The 20018-nt window shown below is 64.9% G+C and carries 21 protein-coding genes and 1 tRNA gene; 7 read left to right on the forward strand and 15 right to left on the reverse strand.

Annotation, left to right across the window (positions count from 1 at the left end; all coding sequences use genetic code 11):
- The first annotated feature begins 101 nt into the window (after positions 1–101).
- Positions 102–311 carry a hypothetical protein gene (locus C6Y53_RS10160; RefSeq protein ID WP_147276371.1) on the forward strand — a complete coding sequence of 70 codons (210 nt, stop codon included), beginning with the start codon at positions 102–104 and terminating at the stop codon, positions 309–311.
- A gap of 276 nt (positions 312–587) precedes the next feature.
- On the opposite strand, the gene C6Y53_RS21235 is transcribed toward C6Y53_RS10160, so the two are convergent.
- Positions 588–890: a hypothetical protein gene (locus tag C6Y53_RS21235; RefSeq protein WP_244615026.1), complete on the reverse strand. Its 303-nt coding sequence runs from the start codon at positions 888–890 to the stop codon at positions 588–590.
- Positions 891–1352, reverse strand: a complete 462-nt coding sequence (locus C6Y53_RS21240) for a hypothetical protein (RefSeq protein ID WP_244615027.1) — start codon at positions 1350–1352, stop codon at positions 891–893. It lies immediately after the preceding gene.
- On the opposite strand from C6Y53_RS21240, the gene C6Y53_RS21445 reads away from it, so the two are divergent.
- A complete protein-coding gene (locus C6Y53_RS21445; protein WP_425300252.1) occupies positions 1351–2136 on the forward strand; it encodes a hypothetical protein in 786 nt (261 codons plus the stop codon). The genes C6Y53_RS21240 and C6Y53_RS21445 overlap by 2 nt on opposite strands.
- Here the strand turns inward: C6Y53_RS21445 and C6Y53_RS10170 are convergent.
- The 7 genes from C6Y53_RS10170 to C6Y53_RS10200 all read right to left on the reverse strand — a co-directional run bounded on the left by C6Y53_RS10170 (position 2097) and on the right by C6Y53_RS10200 (position 7748).
- Positions 2097–2525, reverse strand: coding sequence for a plasmid mobilization protein (locus C6Y53_RS10170; protein ID WP_244614802.1), 429 nt, complete (start codon positions 2523–2525; stop codon positions 2097–2099). The two genes, C6Y53_RS21445 and C6Y53_RS10170, sit on opposite strands and share 40 nt — an antisense overlap.
- Positions 2526–2544: 19 nt before the next feature.
- Complete coding sequence (locus C6Y53_RS10175) at positions 2545–3357, reverse strand: helix-turn-helix domain-containing protein (RefSeq protein ID WP_106472333.1); 813 nt, start codon at positions 3355–3357, stop codon at positions 2545–2547.
- A gap of 325 nt (positions 3358–3682) precedes the next feature.
- Positions 3683–4840 carry a Hint domain-containing protein gene (locus C6Y53_RS10180; RefSeq protein WP_106472334.1) on the reverse strand — a complete coding sequence of 386 codons (1158 nt, stop codon included), beginning with the start codon at positions 4838–4840 and terminating at the stop codon, positions 3683–3685.
- A 540-nt stretch (positions 4841–5380) separates the two neighbouring features.
- Positions 5381–5977 carry a VPLPA-CTERM sorting domain-containing protein gene (locus C6Y53_RS10185; protein ID WP_106472335.1) on the reverse strand — a complete coding sequence of 199 codons (597 nt, stop codon included), beginning with the start codon at positions 5975–5977 and terminating at the stop codon, positions 5381–5383.
- A gap of 68 nt (positions 5978–6045) precedes the next feature.
- Positions 6046–6438, reverse strand: a complete 393-nt coding sequence (locus tag C6Y53_RS10190; RefSeq protein WP_149615513.1) for a hypothetical protein — start codon at positions 6436–6438, stop codon at positions 6046–6048.
- A 135-nt stretch (positions 6439–6573) separates the two neighbouring features.
- Positions 6574–7335, reverse strand: a complete 762-nt coding sequence (locus C6Y53_RS10195; protein ID WP_106472336.1) for a class I SAM-dependent methyltransferase — start codon at positions 7333–7335, stop codon at positions 6574–6576.
- A 336-nt stretch (positions 7336–7671) separates the two neighbouring features.
- A tRNA-Arg gene (locus C6Y53_RS10200) sits at positions 7672–7748 on the reverse strand.
- 184 nt (positions 7749–7932) lie between these two features.
- Between C6Y53_RS10200 and C6Y53_RS10205 the strand changes: the two genes are divergently transcribed.
- Together C6Y53_RS10205 and C6Y53_RS10210 are read left to right on the forward strand one after the other, a co-directional pair.
- On the forward strand, positions 7933–9399 hold the full coding sequence (locus tag C6Y53_RS10205; protein ID WP_106472337.1) for a Y-family DNA polymerase: 1467 nt from the start codon (positions 7933–7935) through the stop codon (positions 9397–9399).
- A complete protein-coding gene (locus C6Y53_RS10210; protein WP_106472338.1) occupies positions 9396–12809 on the forward strand; it encodes an error-prone DNA polymerase in 3414 nt (1137 codons plus the stop codon). Before C6Y53_RS10205 ends, C6Y53_RS10210 begins: the two co-directional genes overlap by 4 nt.
- 89 nt (positions 12810–12898) lie before the next feature.
- Here the strand turns inward: C6Y53_RS10210 and C6Y53_RS10215 are convergent, their stop codons facing one another.
- The gene (locus tag C6Y53_RS10215) at positions 12899–13675 is read right to left on the reverse strand and encodes a DUF1013 domain-containing protein (RefSeq protein ID WP_106472339.1); all 777 of its coding nucleotides are present in this window, start codon (positions 13673–13675) and stop codon (positions 12899–12901) included.
- Between the two features lie 133 nt (positions 13676–13808).
- Here C6Y53_RS10215 and C6Y53_RS10220 point away from each other — a divergent pair, with 133 nt between their 5' ends.
- Positions 13809–14474 carry a ribonuclease T2 family protein gene (locus C6Y53_RS10220; RefSeq protein ID WP_106472340.1) on the forward strand — a complete coding sequence of 222 codons (666 nt, stop codon included), beginning with the start codon at positions 13809–13811 and terminating at the stop codon, positions 14472–14474.
- Between the two features lie 5 nt (positions 14475–14479).
- On the opposite strand, the gene C6Y53_RS10225 is transcribed toward C6Y53_RS10220, so the two are convergent.
- Complete coding sequence (locus tag C6Y53_RS10225) at positions 14480–14980, reverse strand: hypothetical protein (protein WP_106472341.1); 501 nt, start codon at positions 14978–14980, stop codon at positions 14480–14482.
- Positions 14981–15188: 208 nt separating this feature from the next.
- Between C6Y53_RS10225 and C6Y53_RS10230 the strand changes: the two genes are divergently transcribed.
- A complete protein-coding gene (locus C6Y53_RS10230) occupies positions 15189–16046 on the forward strand; it encodes a DUF2189 domain-containing protein (RefSeq protein ID WP_106472342.1) in 858 nt (285 codons plus the stop codon).
- A gap of 3 nt (positions 16047–16049) precedes the next feature.
- Here the strand turns inward: C6Y53_RS10230 and C6Y53_RS10235 are convergent, their stop codons facing one another.
- The 3 genes from C6Y53_RS10235 to C6Y53_RS10245 all read right to left on the reverse strand — a co-directional run bounded on the left by C6Y53_RS10235 (position 16050) and on the right by C6Y53_RS10245 (position 18609).
- Positions 16050–17039: an NAD(P)H-quinone oxidoreductase gene (locus C6Y53_RS10235; protein ID WP_106472343.1), complete on the reverse strand. Its 990-nt coding sequence runs from the start codon at positions 17037–17039 to the stop codon at positions 16050–16052.
- An 87-nt stretch (positions 17040–17126) separates the two neighbouring features.
- Positions 17127–17888: a hypothetical protein gene (locus C6Y53_RS10240; protein WP_106472344.1), complete on the reverse strand. Its 762-nt coding sequence runs from the start codon at positions 17886–17888 to the stop codon at positions 17127–17129.
- 25 nt (positions 17889–17913) lie between these two features.
- On the reverse strand, positions 17914–18609 hold the full coding sequence (locus tag C6Y53_RS10245) for a COQ9 family protein (protein WP_106472345.1): 696 nt from the start codon (positions 18607–18609) through the stop codon (positions 17914–17916).
- Positions 18610–18723: 114 nt separating this feature from the next.
- On the opposite strand from C6Y53_RS10245, the gene rpsU reads away from it, so the two are divergent.
- Entirely contained in the window at positions 18724–18930 is a 207-nt protein-coding gene (gene rpsU / locus C6Y53_RS10250) for a 30S ribosomal protein S21 (protein WP_007818122.1), read from the forward strand.
- A gap of 222 nt (positions 18931–19152) precedes the next feature.
- Here rpsU and C6Y53_RS10255 read toward each other — a convergent pair whose 3' ends face one another.
- Positions 19153–20007 carry a class I SAM-dependent methyltransferase gene (locus C6Y53_RS10255; protein ID WP_106472346.1) on the reverse strand — a complete coding sequence of 285 codons (855 nt, stop codon included), beginning with the start codon at positions 20005–20007 and terminating at the stop codon, positions 19153–19155.
- Positions 20008–20018 lie beyond the last annotated feature (11 nt).

The following is a 20018-nucleotide window of genomic DNA, read 5'->3' on the forward strand; positions in this document are numbered from 1 at the left end:
TGGATTGCAAGACTGACATGGAACCCGATGTGAATGATTGTGGTTGACTAACCGTGGCTCGAGTTGCCACAGTCGGTTGACCAAATGAAAAGGCTAAGAAAATGTCTAGCTTCTATTCGAAAGAGATGATCGAAGAGACATCTCGTGAAGCTGCTGAAGCTCTAACGCGTACTGCTGATTGGATGGCCAAGCAAACCATGCAAAATATGCTGCGCGTTAATCCCGACGCCGCAGCCGCTCATGGCGGCCAAGAACAACTTCTTGGCAAGCTCAGGAGCAGCTATCAGAATTCACTAACGCTAGCTGGGTGAGCTCTGCGGTAGCGGTAGCGCATCGTACGCGATGATGTTGAGGAGGGGCCGTAACGGCCCCTTTCTTGTTTGGGGGCATATCGTTTCCAACATCAGGGTTGTAGCGGCTCGGCCCGGTTTACGAGGTAATGGACCACCGATCGGTCCTTACTTCTAATGCCAGGAAAGTACCTGTTTGCCACACCTCAGCATGGCAAAGGGCGCGCAACTGCCAACCCAAAACTTGGCAACACACTCAATGCGTCAGCCCCCGATCCATGTCCCGATCCCGCGCCTCTAGCTCTGTCTCAGCCACTCTTCGGCGTCCCTCGCTAAGGTCAAGCTCTCGTTCAACTTCGCGTCCAGCGCGTTGTAGGTGGCCTCTTCGCTCAGCAAGCCACGCAACGCCTGCATTGACGCGATCTGCGAGCGTATGAGCAGCGTCGCGCAGCCCGCGATACCATCCAACTGGGCTTGCAGCCTCTTCGTCGAGCGCGCTTCTAACCCGCTCAATTCCTGCGCTGAGGTTTCGCAGGCCGTCACCAACCGCTCGACGCAGGCGAGCAAGTCGCGCTCCAAGGCTGTCAGGGGCGTCGTCATTCACTTCTCCTCTATCTTGATGCAGATGACCGGCGTCCCAGCCAGTGTGCAGGTCTTCAATTCGGTCCTGGCGGGGTCCAGCGTCAGCCAGCTCTGCTCTCCCTGGTCGATCCGTGTCAGGCCCAGTTCCGTCAGCTCCGAGCTCATCAGCAGCGACGTCCAGAACCAGCTCGCGGCCATCATCGAGGCGATCCCCGTCACGATCAGCCCCGAGATCACCCAGGGCGAGATCGTCAGCCAGCGCCTGATCTGCTCGGTCCGCGTCTCGAACAAGCTCCTGTTCTCGTTCAGGAAGCGGCGCGTATCGCTCTCGATGGTACGCCGCGCGTCGTTCGCAATACCCGTCAAATCGGTCCTGAAGCTCTCTAGCTGGGATGCCATCGAGGCGGCGTAGTCCTGGCGTATCGTGTCGAGTTCCGCGTTCAGTTTCTCGCTCAGCCGGGTCGGCTTGCCAGTCTTCATGGAAAATCTCTCCTTTCAGGCGCCAGCGTTCGCCGGTCTCGGGGTCCTGGGCTGTGAGGTAGGCCTTGCCGACGCGGGGCAGGTCGAAGCCCGCATCGGCCAGGGCATCGACCATGCTGGCGCGATCCTCGATCAGACCCATCGATATCTGATCGAGGATCCACGCATGCAGCTCGTCGCGGCCATGAGCGCGGGTCGGGGCCTCGATGGTGTCGCGCACCTCTTGGGCGCGCTCCAGCTCCATCGGATCGGCCCAGCCGTGGCGCTGGTTCATCAGGTCGCGCAGGCTGTCAAAGGCGTCCTGATAGCCGGGTGGCGCGATGTTGAGGCTGCGCCCTGTGGTCAGCTCGAGGCGCGGGCTGCAGAAATGCAGCTCGACGCGGCCTTCGTGGCTGTGACGAACCCAGAGCATGTCGTATTGCTCGCCGTCCAGACCGGCAAAGGCCAGTTGCTCGAAGGCGACCATCACCTCGGCCTGCTGCGCCTCGCTGGGCGCGTCCTCGGCGGCAAAGCTGATCACGCCCGCGCGGTAGGTCCATTGGTGGCGGCTGGCGTTGATCAGCGCCTCGGTGCGGGCCGGATCGCCGCGCAGCACCTCGGGCAAGGGCTCGCGCGTCACCATCAAGGGCTGGCCACCGGCGTCGCGGATCAGGTCACGATTGCCGTCATAGGCCAGCACGCGCTCGGCCACGAGATAGCCGACCGGCCCCGCACCCGCGCCCTTGCCGTTGGGGAAGAACTTGATCAGCACCGCCGCGCCGCCTCAACGATCTGGGCAAGCTGACGTTCGATCACCAACAGGCGGCGCGCGACGGTCAAGCTGTCGAGGTCGGTGCGGCCCACCAGCATCGCGCGGTTCAGCCAGCGCGCGATCTGGTTGAGGTTGCCACCAATGCGCCCCACGGCCAGCACCAGGGCCGGATCGACGCGTGGCACGGGCTTGCGGCGGCGCGCCTCGGTCAGGCCAAGCGCCTCGCGTAGGAGCGTTGCGGCGGGCAGGCCTGCAGCCTCGGCCTTGGCGCGCAGCTCGGCCTTCTCGGTGGCCGTGCAACGGAAGACGAAGGTCTCCGTCAGCGGCTCCTTTGCGCGGGCTTTTCCCGCGCCGGTGGGGTTCGAAGGGGAGGCTTGCCGCCCCTCGCAAGGTCCCGTGTCATCCGCGCCAGCGTATGACATGGGTCGCCTTGCTGTTTCCTCAGACCGCATGGCGGTTCTCCCCCACGGTCGGGGCAACATCCTGCCGAAGACGCGATGCACGCTGCATCTGACGTGGTGCAAAGGACGCGATACGGGGTGCGGCTGACGTGGCGCATGCGCCATCCTGCGCCTGACGGATGACATCCCGCAAATGACGCAACTGCGCCTGCCATTCCGCGCTGTCCACCGGGGCCGGTGTCCGTGCGGGTAGCCAGAAGCCCAGGTGATGCTCATGCGGTGACAGAGGCAGGCTGCGCTCCAGCGTCGTCATCCCTTCCCGGGCAAGCCGCGCGTCCCAGTCCCGGACAAAGCAGATGCCCCTCGGGACAAACACCAGGTCCGGCGCGGACGCGCGCCGCTGTTCTTTTCTAAGTTCTTGTTCTCTGTTCGGGGGGCGATCCTGTCCCCCTTTGCCGGACAGGTCTGTCCCGCTTTGCGGACAGGATTGTCCCCCTTTGGCGCGGCCAAGCGGGACAATCTTGTCCCCCTCCCGGCGGCGCTCGGTTGCCCGTTTCATGGCCGCCTCGGTCGGGCGGTAGCGCGAGGATTTCCCCTTGTTGGTCCCGCGCTCCACGGTCATGTAACCCGCCGCCTCGACCTTGTTCAGCGCGCGTTTGACCGACTTGGCATGCTTGCCGATGGCCGCGCCTATGGTCTCGAAAGACGGGCGGCTCTCGCCGGTTTCATGGTCGGCATGGGCAAGGGCCAGGTAGAGCGCAACGCGCAGAGCATTGTCGTCCAGATCATGGTCGGTGACCATTTCCAGCAGGTATTGCAGCTTGATCTTGCAGAAGGGGAGAAGCTCAGACATCGGCCCCTCCCGCGATTGCGATCACAGGCGCGATCTGGTATCCAATCCGAGCAAACTTTTCGAATTGGCCGTTGACGCGGGTGCCAGCCCAGTCAGCGGCCTTTCGGTTTCTTGGTTGACCAGAAAGGTTCGCCAGAGGCCCGAAAAGCCCAATCAAATCAAAGGGCGGGTTTTTCGGGTTCGTCAACGCAAGCCGTTGTTTTCCCTCACCCCGCACAGTCCTGCACGGCTCACCACTCACACTCGATCAAATCGGCGCCCGGCGTGGCATCTGATCGTCGCCGGAAGAATGGCAGCTCCGTGCGATGGCGGATATTCTGCCCCGTCAACTGACCAGGGCTTTGCCGTTCTGCATATGGCGCCCTGCCAGTTTTCGGGCCATGCAGCCGGTGGCGAGGGTGCGGGCCGCGAGCGGGGTGTGGTCCCGCTCTTTCAACTCGGGAAAGAGGGTGAAAATCTCGGTTGCCGCCTGCCGGCCCACGGATTTCAGCGCCTCGGGGCCGGTGTAGAGCGATTCCGTCTCCGCCCCGTTCGCGATCACCACCTCGTGGCGGTCAAACAGCATGTGGAAATAGATGACCCGCGCCACGTCCTCGGCAATGTCGATGCCGTCGATCTGACAGAGCTGCTTGGCGGCGACGAGAACTTCGTCGGTGCCGAACATTCTCTGCGCGATGGCCGACCGCACGAGAATGCGGTGTTGCGGTGAGACAAGCAGATCGGTTGACGGGATGTTGACGCCCAGCGCATGGCGCCGGATCCGGATCGGCCGCAGGTTGTCGTGCCCGGCCAGGATATCGGCCGAAAGCGCGCGCATCCCGATCCAGCGCACCGGCTGCAAGCCGTTGTCTCGGGTCATCACCAGATCGCCCGCAGACAGGTTTTCGATGGCCACCGCCCCGCGTTCCGTTTCGATCCGGGTGCCCGACGCGAAACAGGGCACCGGTTCAATATCCGGAATTTGCTCGCGCTCCGCGGCCATCCCGGAGCTTCCGCTGGTTTTGACACCCGTGATGGTTATGGATGTTATCCTGTTATCAAGAGCAGCCGCGTCCGGTGTATAGGCCGAAGGCGGAACAACCCAAGTATTGCCATCCGCATCCTGAGCAACTTCGATGACGACATTTTCGGTGACTGGCTGACCCGTCGTATCGTCCAGATAGGTGATCCGGGCATGGTAGCCGACAATTGCATCGAAATGATGGGTGGTTACCGTGCCGTCGGCGTGCACGATCTCAAAATACTCAATGCCAAACGCATCATCCTGATTGTAAGTATCCCAGTGCCCGCCGCTATCTCTATGACTGTCGTAAGTTGGCCGTGTTGAACTCGGACGCAAGGTTTGGCCGTCACTTTTGGTAAAGCTATCAAAGGTTTTCCCGACCAGTTTTTGGGCATCTTCGGCGTGCGAGTTGCGCTCAATCGGGTCAATAATCGGGAGCTGACCCAGATAGATGACGCTGAAATCCGTTCCTGTCGGCATTTCTATAATTCTCCATCAGCCCGTTCGGGTGGGTGGCGTTGTAAGCGGGATACGGGGCGCAGTCCGGTGACGCTGGTCTCGCCATGCAGTATGGCTCGACATCATGAAGGAGCGTCATGAAGGAGCGTCCTGGGGTCTTTCGAGACATGCGCGTGAAGCCAAAGCTCATCGAGAGGTTAACAAATTGATAACATGACGGGGGCTAAAAATAAAGTTTCAGATGCAAGTTTATTGATTTCGGGACTTTCGATCCCGGCATCCGGACTATCGGATCACCGATGATTCCGGCCGGTTCCGGGGGTGGCGCGGGTTGTGCGCGGTCCGCAACGGATGGTCCCGCCGGATCAACCCGGCGGCATATCCTCGCCGCCGCCGGTGCCCGGATCGAACCGGACGTGCAGACACACCGCGCGGGCAATGATCCCGGCGCGATGTGGCGGTTTTTCATGGTCGATCGGCGGCCGGGTCTTTCACGCCGCCCGGATCAGGGGCGGCGCACCGGAAACCGGCTGCGTGCGAATGTGAGAGTTCCGGTGTCTCTTACGCGAGGGGCGCGCCGGCGTCCCTGCGACGCCGGAAGGCAACCAGACCGACAAGGCCCGACATCAACAGCAGGCCCGTTGCCGGCAACGGAACCGGCGCCATGCCGAAACCATCGACCCCGCTCAGCCCTTTGCCCGTCCAGGAAAACACGTTGTCGGCGGTGTTGTTCTTGATCAGGATATACCGCGGATCGAAACCGGACCAGGCAAGATAATATTGCGAGGAACCGGTCCACGAGGCATTTTCTCCTCCGGTATAGTCGCTGATCAGCGACACGCCCGAAATGCTCTCGTAGGATTCCGACTGCGACGTGTAACCGGTGCCCACAACGTTGTTTACGAATGCGACACGGTTCGAGCTGCCATTGCCGTTGCCGATACCGCCATAGGCCCGGCTCAGCCAGTCACCCTCGGTGGCGCTGAAGCCGTCGAGCGACGTTCCGATATCCCAGAACTCGCAAGATCCCGTGCAGGTGATGTCTACGATCTTGGAACTAGGGCCGGTGCCATAGCTGATGACAGCCGCGGATGCGCCGACTGCCGTGGATACTGCTATGACCGAAGCTATTATTGCTGACTTTACAGCATTTTTCATGGGTGCCTCCAAAATGGCAAATGGTAACCGACACGCCCGGATTCGGGCGCTACTTGGGGCAGCTTACCCTAGGTCAGGCGATCTTGGAAGAGCTTGGTTAACTTGTTGACGCGCGGGCTGTTCCTGTCTGGTATCAGCAGAATGTTGTTGCCGAGAGACCCGGTTGCATGATCGGCAGCTGGCCGGGGTTCGTCCTTCCCCCTGACCGGCCATTCCCAAGGCTGAATTTTATCGGGTATTTGAAAGCCAACTGTGTAATAGCCATTGATGATCATACTTCGTTTCATAAGTGGCCAATATTGATTGGGGTCAGGCACCAATGCCTCGCGTTCCAAGAGGCGCTGCGAATCCCTTTTCAGAGTCCCCAGGGGGAGACCATAATTGGTCAAGGGGACGCCTTTGTGTAGTGCAAGAGACTTCCCATCTATGTTGGCAGCCTCAAGAGGTCCTTTTTCTGCCACGCTATCTTCTGAATCGGGGTGACGGGTGTCAGTCGGATTTTTTGCATCGATCAGCGTCTTCCGATAGCGGGCGAAGTGTGATCGATCCCCTTTCTGGATGCCTAAGCGGTTTTGGTATGGGAATTGGTGAACCCACTAAGAAGATTTCTGAACCAAGATGCGATTCCACTTACTTTCTTTCCAGAGTGTACGAATAGACCCTATCTGGATTAATTCAAGTAACTGCGTTTCAGTCCTGGCGTTTCGCAGATCCAGAATGATCGATCCATTTTCAGAAACATTATTCTCCCAAAAGTTGGCGTATCTACTGGTCGGGTAGTGAAAGCCGCAACTTAGAAGCGATAAAGCCAAATCAACCTTTTTGATACCATTTAGATCGTCCTTACCTGGATTTTTGGTCACAACTTTTTCATCGCTTACGGAGTTTTGAGTTAAAAATCTTTTTGCCGTTTCCAGGCTGGTGTATGCGGCACCTTCGTCCTGAAAACCAAAATGTGCCTTGTCATTCGTTTCTATGTCTATCAATGTGATATCGCAGCCATACTCTTTTGCAATAAACAGATCGATGAACCCGTAGCCACACCCGATATCGGCAACCCGTTTCGGTAATATTTGGTCCAACGTCGGCTTCAGCGCGAGGTACTCGAGATAGAGCACCGAGATTGCTCTCTTCAGTAACAGTTGACCGCGCGCATCCACTTCGGCTTCCAGTGCGCTGGGATCACCATTTGACCATTTTCGGATTAGAGTGCCTGGCCGATGCAGGTCAAATAGTACTTCTGATCGTTGCAAGACTGTATTGATGATGTCGTGATTTGTGAACATCGACAGGTTCAGTGCTGCAATAGTATCTGAGCGCACTATCTGGTCAACACGATCTGAATTAAATTTAGTCACGAATCTTACCCGCGTGATGTGAGCAGCTATACTGGATATCCGCTTCGTTAAGCATTTTGTTGTTGACGACAAGAATATTGCAGCGTGCCTTGCAATCACGGTGGACGACGCGTGCCATAAATCGATCCGACACATCGAGATAGCCGCATGCAAGGTCTGCCTTTTCTTCGGTGACTACATCATCGAAAATCAGCGCGTACCAAGGCGCCAGTCACACGCTACGCTGACGTTTCGGTGTGAATCAACAGGCATGTTTGGACGAATCTACGAGCGCGATCTGTCTGGCTTCGGCAACAACGGGAAACCCATGGTTCACGTCTAAGTCTTTGATTTCACTGGCGACCCCGGAAGGACTTGAACCCTCAACCTATTGATTAGAAGTCAATTGCTCTATCCAGTTGAGCTACGGGGCCGCGCTGGCAGGGGTCGGCGACCCCGGCGCCCCTGTTTCTAGTGGCGAATGCCGGCGAACTCAAAGCGATTTTCCACCCGGTCCGCAGCGTCGCTTTGCGGTGTCGTCCCGCGTCCCGACTCGACTCTGCCGGGGCGGGGTCGTATCATGAACAAATAGCGAACATTTGGGGTGGCGATACCGGTATGCGGCGGCGCATCGTTTCATTGTGGTTTCCCAGGCTGGCCAGCGAACGGGCGTTGCGCGGTCGGCCCGTCGAGGCGCCCTTTGCGCTGACCCTGCGCGACAACAACACCGAGCGGCTGTATTGTCTGAACCCGGTCGCCGAGGCGGCGGGGCTGCATCGGGGAATGGGCTATGCCGATGCGCGGGCCTTCTGCCCCGAGCTGCAAAGCCGCCCGGCCGACCCGCGCGGCGACCGGCGGTTCCTGCGTATCCTGCGGCGCTGGGCGACACGCTATTGCCCCTGGGTCGGCCCCGAAGGCGCCGATGGGCTGGTGCTGGACATCACCGGGTCGGCGCATCTGTTCGGCGGCGAGCCAGAGATGCTGGGTGACATGCGCGCGCGGCTGACGCGGTCGGGGCTGACCGTGCGCGCCGGGCTGGCCGACACCCGCGGCGCGGCCTGGGCGCTGGCGCGGTTCGGCGAGGGTATCGCCGCGCCGGGCGATGCGGCGGCACGGATCGGGGCCCTGCCCGTGGCGGCCCTGCGGCTCGGCGACAATGCCTGCACCACCCTCGGGCGGCTCGGCCTGCGCAGCATCGCCGATCTGGCCGCCGCGCCGCGCGCGCCCCTTGCCCGCCGGGTCGGCCCGGAGGTGCTGCTGCGGCTGGACCAGGCGCTGGGGGCCCGGCCGGAACAGGTCTCGCCCCGGTCCGACCCGCCGCGCCACGCGGTGCGGATGACGCTGCCGGAACCGATCGGGCACAGCGCCGATGTGATGGCCGGGACCGAACGGCTGCTGGCCCGGCTCTGCGCCCGGCTCGAGGATCGCGAGGCGGGCGCACGCGAATTGCTGCTGACCCTGCGCCGGGTCGATCAGGCCAGCCAGCAGGTCGAGCTGCGGCTGGCCCGCCCGTTGCGGGATGCGCACCGCATCCTGCCGCTGTTCGAACGCGGCGTGGCCGAGGTCGATGCCGGATACGGCATCGACCAGCTGCGGCTCGAGGCAACGCGGGTCGAGCCGCTGCCGGCCCGGCAGGCCACCCATGCCGGGGCCGCGCGCAGCGATGGTCTCGATGACCTGATCACCCGGATCGGCACCCGGATCGGGCTGGAAAACGTCATCCGTTTCCTGCCCGCCGACAGCCATATCCCCGAGCGCAGTTTCCTGATCGCCCCGGCGGCGTGGACCAGCGCGGAAACGGGATGGGTGGGCCGGCATCCCCGTCCCCTGCGCCTGTTCCCGCCCGAACCCATCGCCGGAACCGGCCCGCGCCCGCCGGACCGGTTCCGCTGGCGGGGCATGGCGCTGACCGCCGCCGCGGCCACCGGGCCGGAGCGCATCGCGCCCGAATGGTGGCTGGAGGACGAGAACTGGCGCAGGGGGCTGCGCGACTATTGGCAGGTCGAGACCCGGCAGGGCCGGCGGCTGTGGCTGTTCCACACGCCGCAGGATCCGGGCTGGTTCGTGCAGGGGGAATTCGCATGACCGGGGGCGGCCGGGATCACCGGCAGGCCGATGCGTTGCCCGCTGAGCGGCAGGCGGGTTCCCCCGCTGATCCCGGCTATGCCGAACTGTGCGTGACGACCAATTTCACCTTCCTGACCGGCGCCTCGCATCCCGAAGAGATGATGATGCGGGCGGCCGAACTGGGGCTCGACGCGATTGCGGTCACCGACCGGAATTCGCTGGCCGGGGTGGTGCGGGCCTACAAGGCCCTGCAGACGCTCAAGGACGCCGCCCGAGAGGCCGTTCAGGATGCCGCCAGCCCCCGGTCCGGGGACGGCATGGGCAATGGCGCGCGGCACCGGGCCGGTCATCCGCACCCGGCTGCGCGCCCCGATGCGGTCCGGCTGCCGCGGCTGATCGTGGGCTGCCGGCTGGCGTTGCGTGACAGCCCGCTCGACTGGGTCGCGCTGCCGCGGGGCCGCCCTGCCTATGCCCGCCTCGTCCGGCTGCTGACGCGTGGCAAGCGGCGGGCGGAAAAGGGCGACTGCCATCTCGACCTGGCCGACATGCTGAACGGTTGCGCGGGCATGATCCTGATTGCCCTGCCGCAACGGGCCGCGCCCGCGCAGGCGGTCGCGGCGCATCTGCGGCAGGCGGTGCAGCGGTTTCCCGGCCATGTGTTCCTGGGCGCCGCGCCGCGATATGACGGCGCGGATCAGGCCCGGCTCCGGCGCGCCGCGCTACTGGCCCAGCGGGTGGCCGCGCCGCTGGTGGCGGTGGGCGACGTGCTGATGCATCGCGGCAGCCGCCGCCAGCTGGCCGATGTGCTGACCTGCATCCGCGACCATGTCACCATCGACGACATTGGCACCCGCGCCCTGCCCAATGCCGAACGCCGCCTGAAGGGGGCGGCGGACATGGCCCGCCTGTTCCGCGACCATCCCGCCGCCATCCGCCGCAGCCTGGAGATCGCCGCCAGGTGCAGCTTCTGCCTGAGCGAACTCAGCTACGAATATCCCGACGAGATCGCCGATGGCGAGGCGCCGCAGGCCCGGCTGGAGCGGCTGGCCCGGGAAGGGTTGAAACGGCGCTATCCGGACGGGCCGCCCGACACGGTGCTGGCCACCATCGACAAGGAACTGGCGCTGGTGAAAAAGCTCGGTTTCCCGGCCTATTTCCTGACCGTCCACGACATCGTGACATTCGCGAAATCCAGGGGAATCCTGTGCCAGGGCCGGGGGTCTGCCGCGAATTCGATCCTGTGCTATCTTCTGGGCATCACCGATGTCGGCCCCGAAACCATCACGATGGTTTTCGAACGGTTCGTATCCGAATACCGGGGCGAACCGCCGGACATAGACGTGGATTTCGAACATGAACGCCGCGAGGAGGTGATCCAGCATATCTATGAGACATACGGCCGCCACCGCGCGGGGCTCTGCGCCACGGTGATCCATTTCCGGTCGCGCGCGGCGATCCGTGAGGTGGGCAAGGTGATGGGGCTGTCCCAGGATGTGACGGCGAGCCTCTCGGGGCAGATCTGGGGCATGTCGGATGGCGGCGCCGATCCCGACCGTATCCGCGAACTGGGGCTCGACCCTGCCGACAGGCGGCTGGCCCAGACCATCCGCCTGATCGGCGAGATCATCGGCTTTCCGCGCCACCTGTCACAGCATGTGGGCGGCTTCGTCATCACCAGGGGGCGGCTCGACGAACTGTGCCCGATCGAGAATGCGGCGATGGAAAACCGCACCGTGATCGAATGGGACAAGGACGATATCGACACGCTGGGCATCCTGAAGGTCGATGTGCTGGGGCTGGGCATGCTGACCTGCATCCGCAAGGCCTTTGACCTGCTGCGCGACCATGAACGGCAGGTTCTCACGATCGCATCGGTCCCGCAGGAAGACCGGGCGACCTATGCCATGCTCCAGCGCGCCGACGCCATCGGGGTGTTCCAGGTCGAAAGCCGGGCGCAGATGAATTTCCTGCCCCGGATGAAGCCGCAGACATTCTACGATCTGGTGATCGAGGTCGCCATCGTCCGGCCCGGCCCGATCCAGGGCGGCATCGTGAAACCCTATATACGGCGGCGGCAGAAACTCGAGGCTCCCGAACCCTTCGGTCCCGCGCTCGCCGAGGTGACGCGCAAGACCCTCGGCGTGCCGCTGTTCCAGGAACAGGCGATGCAGATCGCCGTGGTCGGGGCGGGCTATACCGCCGAGGAAGCGGACCGGTTGCGGCGGTCGCTGACCGCGTTCCGCCGCATGGGCACCATCGACGCGCATCGCGACCGGTTCATCGCCGGCATGTTGGAAAACGGCTATTCCCGGGACATCGCCGAGCGGTGCTTTTCCCAGATCTCGGGCTTTGCCGATTACGGTTTCCCCGAAAGCCACGCCGCCGCCTTTGCCATGCTGGCCTATGTTTCGGCCTGGCTGAAATGCCACCACCCGGCGATCTTTGCCTGCGCGCTGCTGAATTCCCAGCCGATGGGGTTCTATGCGCCGGCCCAGATTGTCCGCGATGCCCGCGAACACCAGGTCGAGCTGCGCCCGATCTGTGTCAATCACAGCCTGTGGGACAACACGCTGGAGCGCCGTGCCGACGGGGCGCTGGCGCTGCGGCTCGGGTTCCGCCAGATCAAGGGGTTCAAACAGGAGGATGCGGAGTGGATCGCCGCGGCGCGCGGCAACGGGTATCGCGACCCCGAGGCGCTGTGGCATCGGGCCGGCGTGGCGCCGCCGGTCCTGGAACGGCTGGCCGAGGCGGATGCGTTTGCCGATATGGGGCTGACCCGCCGGGACGCGCTGTGGCAGGTCAAGGCGATCCGCGGGCAGATGCCGTTGCCCCTGTTCAGCGATCCGATCGACGGCGAGAGCATCCGCGAACCCGAACCGCAACTGCCGGCCATGCATCTCGGCGAAGAGGTGGTCGAGGATTATGTCTCCATGCGGCTCAGCCTGCGCGCGCATCCGATGGAACTGCTGCGCCCGGCGATCCCCGGGCTGACGCCACATGCGAACCTGCCCGACGTGCCGCTGCGCCGCACCAGCGTCTGCGGGCTGGTGATCACCCGGCAGCGGCCCGGCACCGCCTCGGGCGTGATCTTTCTGACGCTGGAGGATGAAACCGGGGTCAGCAACGTGGTGGTCTGGCGCGGGGTCTATGAACGTTTTCGCCGCGCGGTCATGGGCGGGCGGCTCTTGCGCGTGACCGGCCCGTTGCAGCGCGAGGGCATCGTCGTCCACCTGATCGCGGAGCGGGTCGAGGACCTGTCCCACCGCCTCGGCGAACTTGGCCACCCGATGGACGAAATGGTCGGCATCACCCGGCCCGCGGCGGACGATGCCCCGCGCCCGCCCAGCACCCCGTCCAGCACTCCGTCCCGTGCCCGCCACCCCCGCGAACAGGCCAAGAAACTGTTTCCCAGCCGCGATTTCCACTGACGGCCCGGCGGGAAACACCGCGCAGCGCCGGGGCCGAAAAAGACATGCCCGGCACGGGGCCGGGCATTGCAACGGAACCGGACAGGCGATCAGCCGCGGGGCTGGTCGTCCTCGTCCTCATCGTCGCCGCCGCCCGCCGGCAGGTTGAAGAAACTGTCCGCATCGACGATCGGATCGCTGTCGCCGTCGTCATCATCCTCGTCGCCCCGCGGGTCGGACAGCGAAAAGGTCTCGAGCCCCTCGATCGCGGTGGGGATCTTGGGTTCGGCCGGCATGTCCAGCGACTGTTCGGTGCTGACCAGCTTGCGGCGTTCGTCGTCGCTCATCACTTCGCCCTCGGCGGCCTTCTTGGCGGCGGCCTTCTGCACGGCGGCATCCAGTTCGGACTGCTTGCACAGGCCCAGCGCCACCGGGTCGATCGGCTGCATGTTGGCGATGTTCCAGTGGGTGCGTTCGCGGATCGACTGGATCGTCGGCTTGGTGGTGCCGACCAGCCGCGCGATCTGGGCATCCGCCAGTTCCGGGTGGAACTTGACCAGCCACAGGATCGAATTCGGGCGGTCCTGGCGTTTCGACAGCGGCGTATAGCGCGGTCCGCGGCGTTTTTCCTCGTCGCGCGCGGCGGGGTTGAACTTGAGCTTCAGCCGATACAGCGGATCGGACTGCGCGGCGTCGATGTCGTCCTGCGTCAGCTGGTTGTTGGCGACCGGGTCGAACCCCTTGACCCCCTGGGCCACATCGCCATCCGCGATACCCTGCACCTCGAGCTCGTGCATGTCCACGAAATCGGCGATCTGCTTGAAGCTGATCGTGGTGTTGTCCACCAGCCAGACGGCGGTTGCCTTGGGATGGAGCAGTTTGGCCATTTTGTCTTCTCCTTGCGCGTATCTTCCCCGTCGCCTGCCGGGACAGGCGGCCCGGAAACGTCTCCGGGCGGGTTTCCGTTGTCGGGGAACTTGGCGCCTATATAGTCGCGGCCACGGAATAAGGAAAGAGCCAATGCAGCATATCACCGCCCTGCTTGCCGCCCTGTTTGCAGCCCTGTTTGCAGCCTTGGCGGTCGCCGCCGCGCCGGTTTTCGCCGATGGCGAACGGGCCGGGGAATTCGACTATTATGTGCTGTCGCTGAGCTGGTCACCCGGCTGGTGTGCCCGCGAAGGCGATGCGCGCCGGTCGGATCAATGCGACCCGCGCCACGATCACGGCTGGGTTCTGCACGGGCTGTGGCCGCAATATCATCGCGGCTACCCGTCCTTCTGCCGGACCGCCAAGGCGCCGCCGTCGCGGGCCATGACCGCCGCGATGGCCGATATCATGGGCACCGCCGGGCTGGCCTGGCACCAGTGGAAGAAACACGGCACCTGTGCCGGGCTGTCCGCCACCGACTATTACGCGCTGGCGCGCCGGGCCTATGGACAGGTCAACCGGCCCGAGGTGCTGCGCAGGCTGGACCGGACCGTCAGGCTGCCGGCCTCGGTGGTCGAAGAGGCGTTCCTGCAGGCCAATCCCGGATGGGAGCCGGACATGATCACGATCACCTGCCGCGATGGCTATATCCACGAGGCGCGGCTCTGCCTGTCACGCGATCTCGACCCGGTTCCCTGCGGCCGCGACGTGGCGCGGGACTGCACCCGCAAGGATGCGCTGCTGCCGCCGGTGCGCTGAGCGGATCAGCCGCCCCAGCCCATTTCATCCTGGCATTTGCGCGCATAATCCAGCGCCTTGGCGGTGCCGTCCAGGCTGAACCCGATCACAGGCTTGCCCGCGCCGTCATAGACCACCATCGAGGACCGCGCCGCGATATCGTGGATGAAGTTGCGGTCGTTGAAGAACAGCCCCGCGCCGGGCACATGGTGCAGCCGCAATCCGGTCGCCACCGCGTCGAACCTGTCACCGTCCAGTTCGAAGGTGACGTTCCGGGTCTCGCCTTCCCTGATGTCGCCCCAGTCGGGATCGAAGATCACCAGGTATCCGCGATTGCCGGTCACGTCATAGCCGATGCGGACGACGGCATTTTCCTCGAACGGCGCCTGGATCAGGCAGCCATTGCCATAGGCCGGGTCCACCATCACGTTCCAGCCGTGGACCATGCCGCGGTCGATCAGTTCCTGCGCCCCCGCCGCGCCGGCCCCCAGGACCAGCGCCGCCGCCAGATTGACAAGTGTTTTCATCGTCGATCTCCTTTTGGGCCGCCCTTCCGCCCGTCGCGCCGATCATGCCCGGCTGCGGGCGCAAGTCCATAGCGCGGCTCCCGAATCCGTGACGGACAGGCGGGTTTTTTTCTGCTAGACTGCCCCTGCGTTGCCGGCCGGTCCGGCCCTCTGGCGGCGCGGGCCGGACCTGTCCCCGTGGCGCGCCAACGCCAGAGGAGAAGGGAACATGGCCAAGACAATCGGAAACCCGCTGACCTGGACCGCGCAGCAACTGGGCGCGACCGGCGATCATATCGCGGCGACCACCGCCGAGATCGGCGGCGACGGAACCGCAGCCGATCCGGTCATCAACGACCTGACGATGGGGGATATCCGCGCCGCGCTGCGTGCCGGCTGGAGCGATTTCCTGGCCTGTCGCGCCGACGCGGTCACCGCGATCCTGATCTATCCGATCGCCGGGCTGGTGCTGATGGGTTTCGGCCTGCACATGAACCTGCTGCCGCTGCTGTTCCCGCTGATGGCGGGCTTTGCCATTCTCGGCCCCGTGGCCGCGGTGGGGCTCTACGAGATCAGCCGCCGCCGCGAAGCCGGCGAAGACGTGAACTGGCTGGCCGCCTTCGACGTGATCAGGTCGCCCTCCTTCGGGGCGGTCGTGGTTCTGGGCATATACCTGGCCGCGCTGTTCATCGGCTGGATGCTCTGCGCCAACGCGGTCTATGCGGTCACGCTGGGGCCGGAGCCGCCGGTGTCGCTGCCCGCCTTTCTCTCGGACGTGCTCACCACCGGCGCCGGCTGGACGATGATCATCCTCGGCGTGGCGGTCGGGTTCGTCTTTGCGCTGGTGGCGCTGGCGATGAGCGTGGTGTCCTTCCCGCTGCTGCTGGACCGCCATGTGGGGGTGCCCGTGGCGGTGATCACCTCGATCCGGGTCACCCGGCAGAACCCGCGCGAGGTGCTGGCCTGGGGGGCGATCGTCGCCGCCGCGCTGGTGATCGGCACGTTGCCGCTGCTGCTGGGGCTGATCGTGGCGCTGCCGGTCCTGGGCCATGCCAGCTGGCATTTCTACCGCCGCGCGATCAGCTGAGCGTCAGCCGCCCGCGACCCTGAGAACGATCTTGCCGATATGGCCCGACCCTTCCATGCGCGCATGGGCCGCCGCTGCATCGGCCAGGTCAAATTCGCTGTCCATCACCGGCGCCACCCGCCCGGCCTCGAGCAGCGGCCAGACCCGCTCGCGCAGGTCATCGGCGATACGCGCCTTGGCCAGGTCGCTCTGCGGCCGCAGGGTGCTGCCGGTCACGGTCAGCCGCCGCACCATGATCTGGGCAAAGTTCAACTCGACCTTGGGCCCGGTCAGGAACGCGATCTGCACCAGCCGCCCGTCATCGGCCAGCGCCCGGATGTTGCGCGGGATGTAATCGCCGCCGACCATGTCCAGGATCAGGTCCGCCCCGCCCTCGGCGCGCAGGATCTCGACGAAATCCTCGTCGCGGTAGTTGATCGCCCGTTCGGCCCCGAGCCGCGAGCAGGCGGCGCATTTCCCGGCCGATCCGGCGGTGGCGAATACCCGGGCGCCAAAGGCATTGGCCAGCTGGATCGCGGTGGTCCCGATCCCGCTCGAGCCGCCATGCACCAGGAACCGTTCACCGGCCTTCAGGCCGCCGCGCATGAACACGTTGGACCAGACCGTGAAAAATGTCTCGGGCAGGCAGGCCGCCTCGCGCAGCCCCATTCCCCGCGGCACCGGCAGGCAATGGGCGGCGGGGGTCGCCACATGTTCCGCATAGCCGCCGCCGGGCAGCAGGGCGCAGACCCGATCGCCGATTGCGAACCCCTCGACCCCGTCGCCCAGCGCCGCGATCTCGCCCGAAGCCTCCAGCCCCGGCAGGTCGCTGGCCCCGGGCGGCGGGTCGTAGGCGCCGGCCCGTTGCAGCGCGTCGGGACGGTTGACCCCGGCCCAGGCCACCCGGATCACCACCTGGCCGTGACCCGGCTCGGGCATCGGCCGCTCGACCGGCGTCAACACCTCCGGCCCGCCGGGTTTCGATATTTCCACCGCCCGCATCATCTTGCCCATCGCCGGTATGCTCCCGCTGCGTTCCTGACCTGCGCCGCACCCTAGCGGAATGGCCGCCGCCCGCCACCCCCGATTGCCCGGACGCGATCAGTCGTCAGCGGGGCCGAGGCACAGGCTTTGATCGTGAAACAGCGTCAGGTCAATGATCGCGACATAGCTCAGCCCGGCCAGCGTTACCGCGCATCCCAGCAGGATCATCGCCGCCCGCCGCCACCACCCGGCAGCCGCCAGCCGCAGCAGCACCCGCAGATAGGCCACGCCATAGACGGCCAGCACAGCCAGCAACGGCAAGGTCGCCAGCATGTAGGCCAGGCTCAGCCACAGCTGCCGGGACATATCGTCGTCGAACGCGGCCTGCAGGCTGCCCTGCATCTTGCCCAAAGACATGACCTGTCCGCAGCCGTTGAACGAGTTTACCATCATCCGGAACAGGTCCTCGTCGATGATCCGCGCGATCCCGACCGAACCCAGCGACACCACCGCCTCGATCGGCAGCACCACCCCGTGGATGCAGGCGGTGGCGATGATGAAACTGCCCAGCGGGCGACGGGTGCCAAACAGCCGCCAGACCTGGAAAAAGACCAGCGACACCAACAGGAGCTGCACGATGCTGGCGATCCCGCGCGCGACGAAGAACAGGGCGAAATCGCTGCCGGAACTGAAGGCGATGTAGCGGGTCATCAGGAAAATCGCCACCGACACCGACCAGAACAGGACCGCGTCCCAGACGCCGGTGCCCGCGCGGCTGCGCGGCACGACCTCGATCACGGGATGCCGGGCCAGCGCCCAGAGCGTCGCGCCATAGCGCGGCAGGACCTCCGCAACCCGAGCGGCGATTTGGTCGATCACGGCCGCCGCCCCCGCGCCGCGCGGATCAGCGCCGCGGCATGGTCGTGCCCGGCAATCCCCGTCCGCGCCGGGCCGATGGCGCCTTGATCTGGCCCATCATCCAGTCCGGTCCCGCCGCCAGCGGCTTCAGCAACGGGTTGCCGCGCATGAACCCCTTGAGCTTCTCGAACTGCATCACGTTGTCGATCCGCCGGTCGAGAAACGCCCAGGTCGCCTGGCGCCCGGGCGACCCGTCACCCAGCCAGTAGAGCAGGGTCGAGGAATAGACCCCGGACAGGATCGCCCGTTTGGAATACCAGTTGCCGTCCTGCGAGCTATCGCCCAGCGCGGTCCAGATCGCGTCGCAGGTGGTCCAGATCGCCCGCGCGCCATCGGCGGCATGTTGCGGCAACGCGAACAGCGTGACCGCCCGGCGCACCACCTCCACGTCGCCCGCCTCCTCCAGCCGGAACCGCACCGCGGCAGCGATCCGGTCGCGAAACCGCATCGCTTTCAGATCGGCCTCGCCGATCCGCTTCAGCATGGCCGCATCGCCGCGCGCATGGGCCGCCAACGCGAGATCCACCGCACCGCGCGGGCACAGCGCGCGGGCCAGTCCCGGCTCCATGCCCAGATCGGCGATCGCGGCCCGGAACGCGGCCTCGGTCCAGCCGTCGATCGGCACATGACACAGCGCCGCATCCAGCAGCTTTTCCTTCGGATCGGTCGGATCGGCGGTCATTCTCGGGGCCTCCTCGCGGTGGAACGGAACACTGGACAGGGCGGCAGCGGCTTGCTATACGGCCATTTCCTGCAATTCCTTGCAACTCTAGACCAGAAAGGTGGTGACAACCACATGCAGGTGAGTGTTCGCGACAACAATGTCGATCAGGCGCTGCGCGCGTTGAAGAAGAAACTGCAACGCGAAGGCGTGTTCCGCGAGATGAAGCTCCGGCAACATTTCGAGAAACCGTCCGAGAAAAAGGCGCGTGAAAAGGCCGAGGCGATCCGCCGTGCCCGCAAACTGGCGCGGAAAAAGGCACAGCGCGAAGGTCTGCTTTAACCTCCGCTTCCACCACGGCCGTCGTCATTGCGACACGACAGGTTCGACGACCCCCGGGCTCCCGCTTCGGGGGTTTGTCATTTTCGGCCCCCCTTCCTCTTGCTTCAAATATCCCCGCCGGAGGCATCCCGAGCCACCCGGCCGCAGGCCGGGCGGCGAGACATCCGGCGCGCCGAAGGCGCCCGCTGAATGAAACCGTGAATGAAACCGCCCGCCGACCCGTCAGCGCCGGGTCGCGGCAAAGAAATTCAGGCGTGCCGGCAGGTGCACCCCGTGCGGCGTGGCATAGCGGCGGAAGGCATTGGCGATGCGTGCCTCGATCACCGTCAGCTCGGCATCGCCGCCGCCGGCCATGCGCAGGATGCGGTCCACCGGGCCGAGCCGGGCCGCCAGCCGGGCCAGCGCCTGCGGCGGACCGGGATGCACCAGCCCCACGGTTTCGCGCGTCGCCGACACATCGTCGAACCCGGCCTGTTCGAGCATCGCCACCACCCGGTCCGCATCGGCAAAGGCGACCGGCCCCGGTTCGGCCCCGTCCCAGGCGGACCGGGCCACGCCGAGCAGCTTCGACGCCTGCTTGCCCGGAACCGCGAACCACGGGTTTTCGGCCATCCCGCCCCAGCAGGCCATGTGCAGCCGCCCGCCGCTCTTCAGCGACCGATGGATGTTGCGGAACGCCAGGATCGGTTCGTTGAAGAACATGGTGCCGAATCGCGACACCGCCAGATCGAAACGATCCGCCCCGAAATCATGGCACTGGGCATCCGCCAGCACATAGGTCACGCCGCCGCCGCGCTTGCGGGCCCGTTTCAGCAGCTGCGCCGAGATATCCGCGGCCAGCACCGCGCCGCCACCGTTCAGCCGCTCGGCAAGATCCCGCGCCGTGGCGCCGGTGCCGCAGCCGATATCGAGAACCTGTTCGTCCGGCGCCGGGTCGGACAGGCGCAGCAGCCTGTCATTGACCCGTTGCAGCAGTTGGTCGAGCTCGCCCTCGAACTCGACCCATTTCAGACCCTCGTCCGAGTTCCAGTAATCCCGCTGCGCCGCGTTGGGATGGCTTTGCCCGATCTCGGTCATCTCGTCCTCCC

This window comes from Pukyongiella litopenaei (genome assembly GCF_003008555.2).
GTDB lineage: Bacteria > Pseudomonadota > Alphaproteobacteria > Rhodobacterales > Rhodobacteraceae > Pukyongiella > Pukyongiella litopenaei.

What these genes read in the sequence shown, in the direction of transcription:
- C6Y53_RS10160 (WP_147276371.1), top strand. Translation starts at nt 102, where the DNA reads ATGTCTAGCTTCTATTCGAAAGAGATGATCGAAGAGACATCTCGTGAA.
- C6Y53_RS21235 (WP_244615026.1), bottom strand. Translation starts at nt 890, where the DNA reads ATGACGACGCCCCTGACAGCCTTGGAGCGCGACTTGCTCGCCTGCGTC.
- C6Y53_RS21445 (WP_425300252.1), top strand. Translation starts at nt 1,351, where the DNA reads ATGGAAAATCTCTCCTTTCAGGCGCCAGCGTTCGCCGGTCTCGGGGTC.
- C6Y53_RS21240 (WP_244615027.1), bottom strand. Translation starts at nt 1,352, where the DNA reads ATGAAGACTGGCAAGCCGACCCGGCTGAGCGAGAAACTGAACGCGGAA.
- C6Y53_RS10170 (WP_244614802.1), bottom strand. Translation starts at nt 2,525, where the DNA reads ATGTCATACGCTGGCGCGGATGACACGGGACCTTGCGAGGGGCGGCAA.
- C6Y53_RS10175 (WP_106472333.1), bottom strand. Translation starts at nt 3,357, where the DNA reads ATGTCTGAGCTTCTCCCCTTCTGCAAGATCAAGCTGCAATACCTGCTG.
- C6Y53_RS10180 (WP_106472334.1), bottom strand. Translation starts at nt 4,840, where the DNA reads ATGCCGACAGGAACGGATTTCAGCGTCATCTATCTGGGTCAGCTCCCG.
- C6Y53_RS10185 (WP_106472335.1), bottom strand. Translation starts at nt 5,977, where the DNA reads ATGAAAAATGCTGTAAAGTCAGCAATAATAGCTTCGGTCATAGCAGTA.
- C6Y53_RS10205 (WP_106472337.1), top strand. Translation starts at nt 7,933, where the DNA reads ATGCGGCGGCGCATCGTTTCATTGTGGTTTCCCAGGCTGGCCAGCGAA.
- C6Y53_RS10210 (WP_106472338.1), top strand. Translation starts at nt 9,396, where the DNA reads ATGACCGGGGGCGGCCGGGATCACCGGCAGGCCGATGCGTTGCCCGCT.
- C6Y53_RS10215 (WP_106472339.1), bottom strand. Translation starts at nt 13,675, where the DNA reads ATGGCCAAACTGCTCCATCCCAAGGCAACCGCCGTCTGGCTGGTGGAC.
- C6Y53_RS10220 (WP_106472340.1), top strand. Translation starts at nt 13,809, where the DNA reads ATGCAGCATATCACCGCCCTGCTTGCCGCCCTGTTTGCAGCCCTGTTT.
- C6Y53_RS10225 (WP_106472341.1), bottom strand. Translation starts at nt 14,980, where the DNA reads ATGAAAACACTTGTCAATCTGGCGGCGGCGCTGGTCCTGGGGGCCGGC.
- C6Y53_RS10230 (WP_106472342.1), top strand. Translation starts at nt 15,189, where the DNA reads ATGGCCAAGACAATCGGAAACCCGCTGACCTGGACCGCGCAGCAACTG.
- C6Y53_RS10235 (WP_106472343.1), bottom strand. Translation starts at nt 17,039, where the DNA reads ATGGGCAAGATGATGCGGGCGGTGGAAATATCGAAACCCGGCGGGCCG.
- C6Y53_RS10245 (WP_106472345.1), bottom strand. Translation starts at nt 18,609, where the DNA reads ATGACCGCCGATCCGACCGATCCGAAGGAAAAGCTGCTGGATGCGGCG.
- rpsU (WP_007818122.1), top strand. Translation starts at nt 18,724, where the DNA reads ATGCAGGTGAGTGTTCGCGACAACAATGTCGATCAGGCGCTGCGCGCG.
- C6Y53_RS10255 (WP_106472346.1), bottom strand. Translation starts at nt 20,007, where the DNA reads ATGACCGAGATCGGGCAAAGCCATCCCAACGCGGCGCAGCGGGATTAC.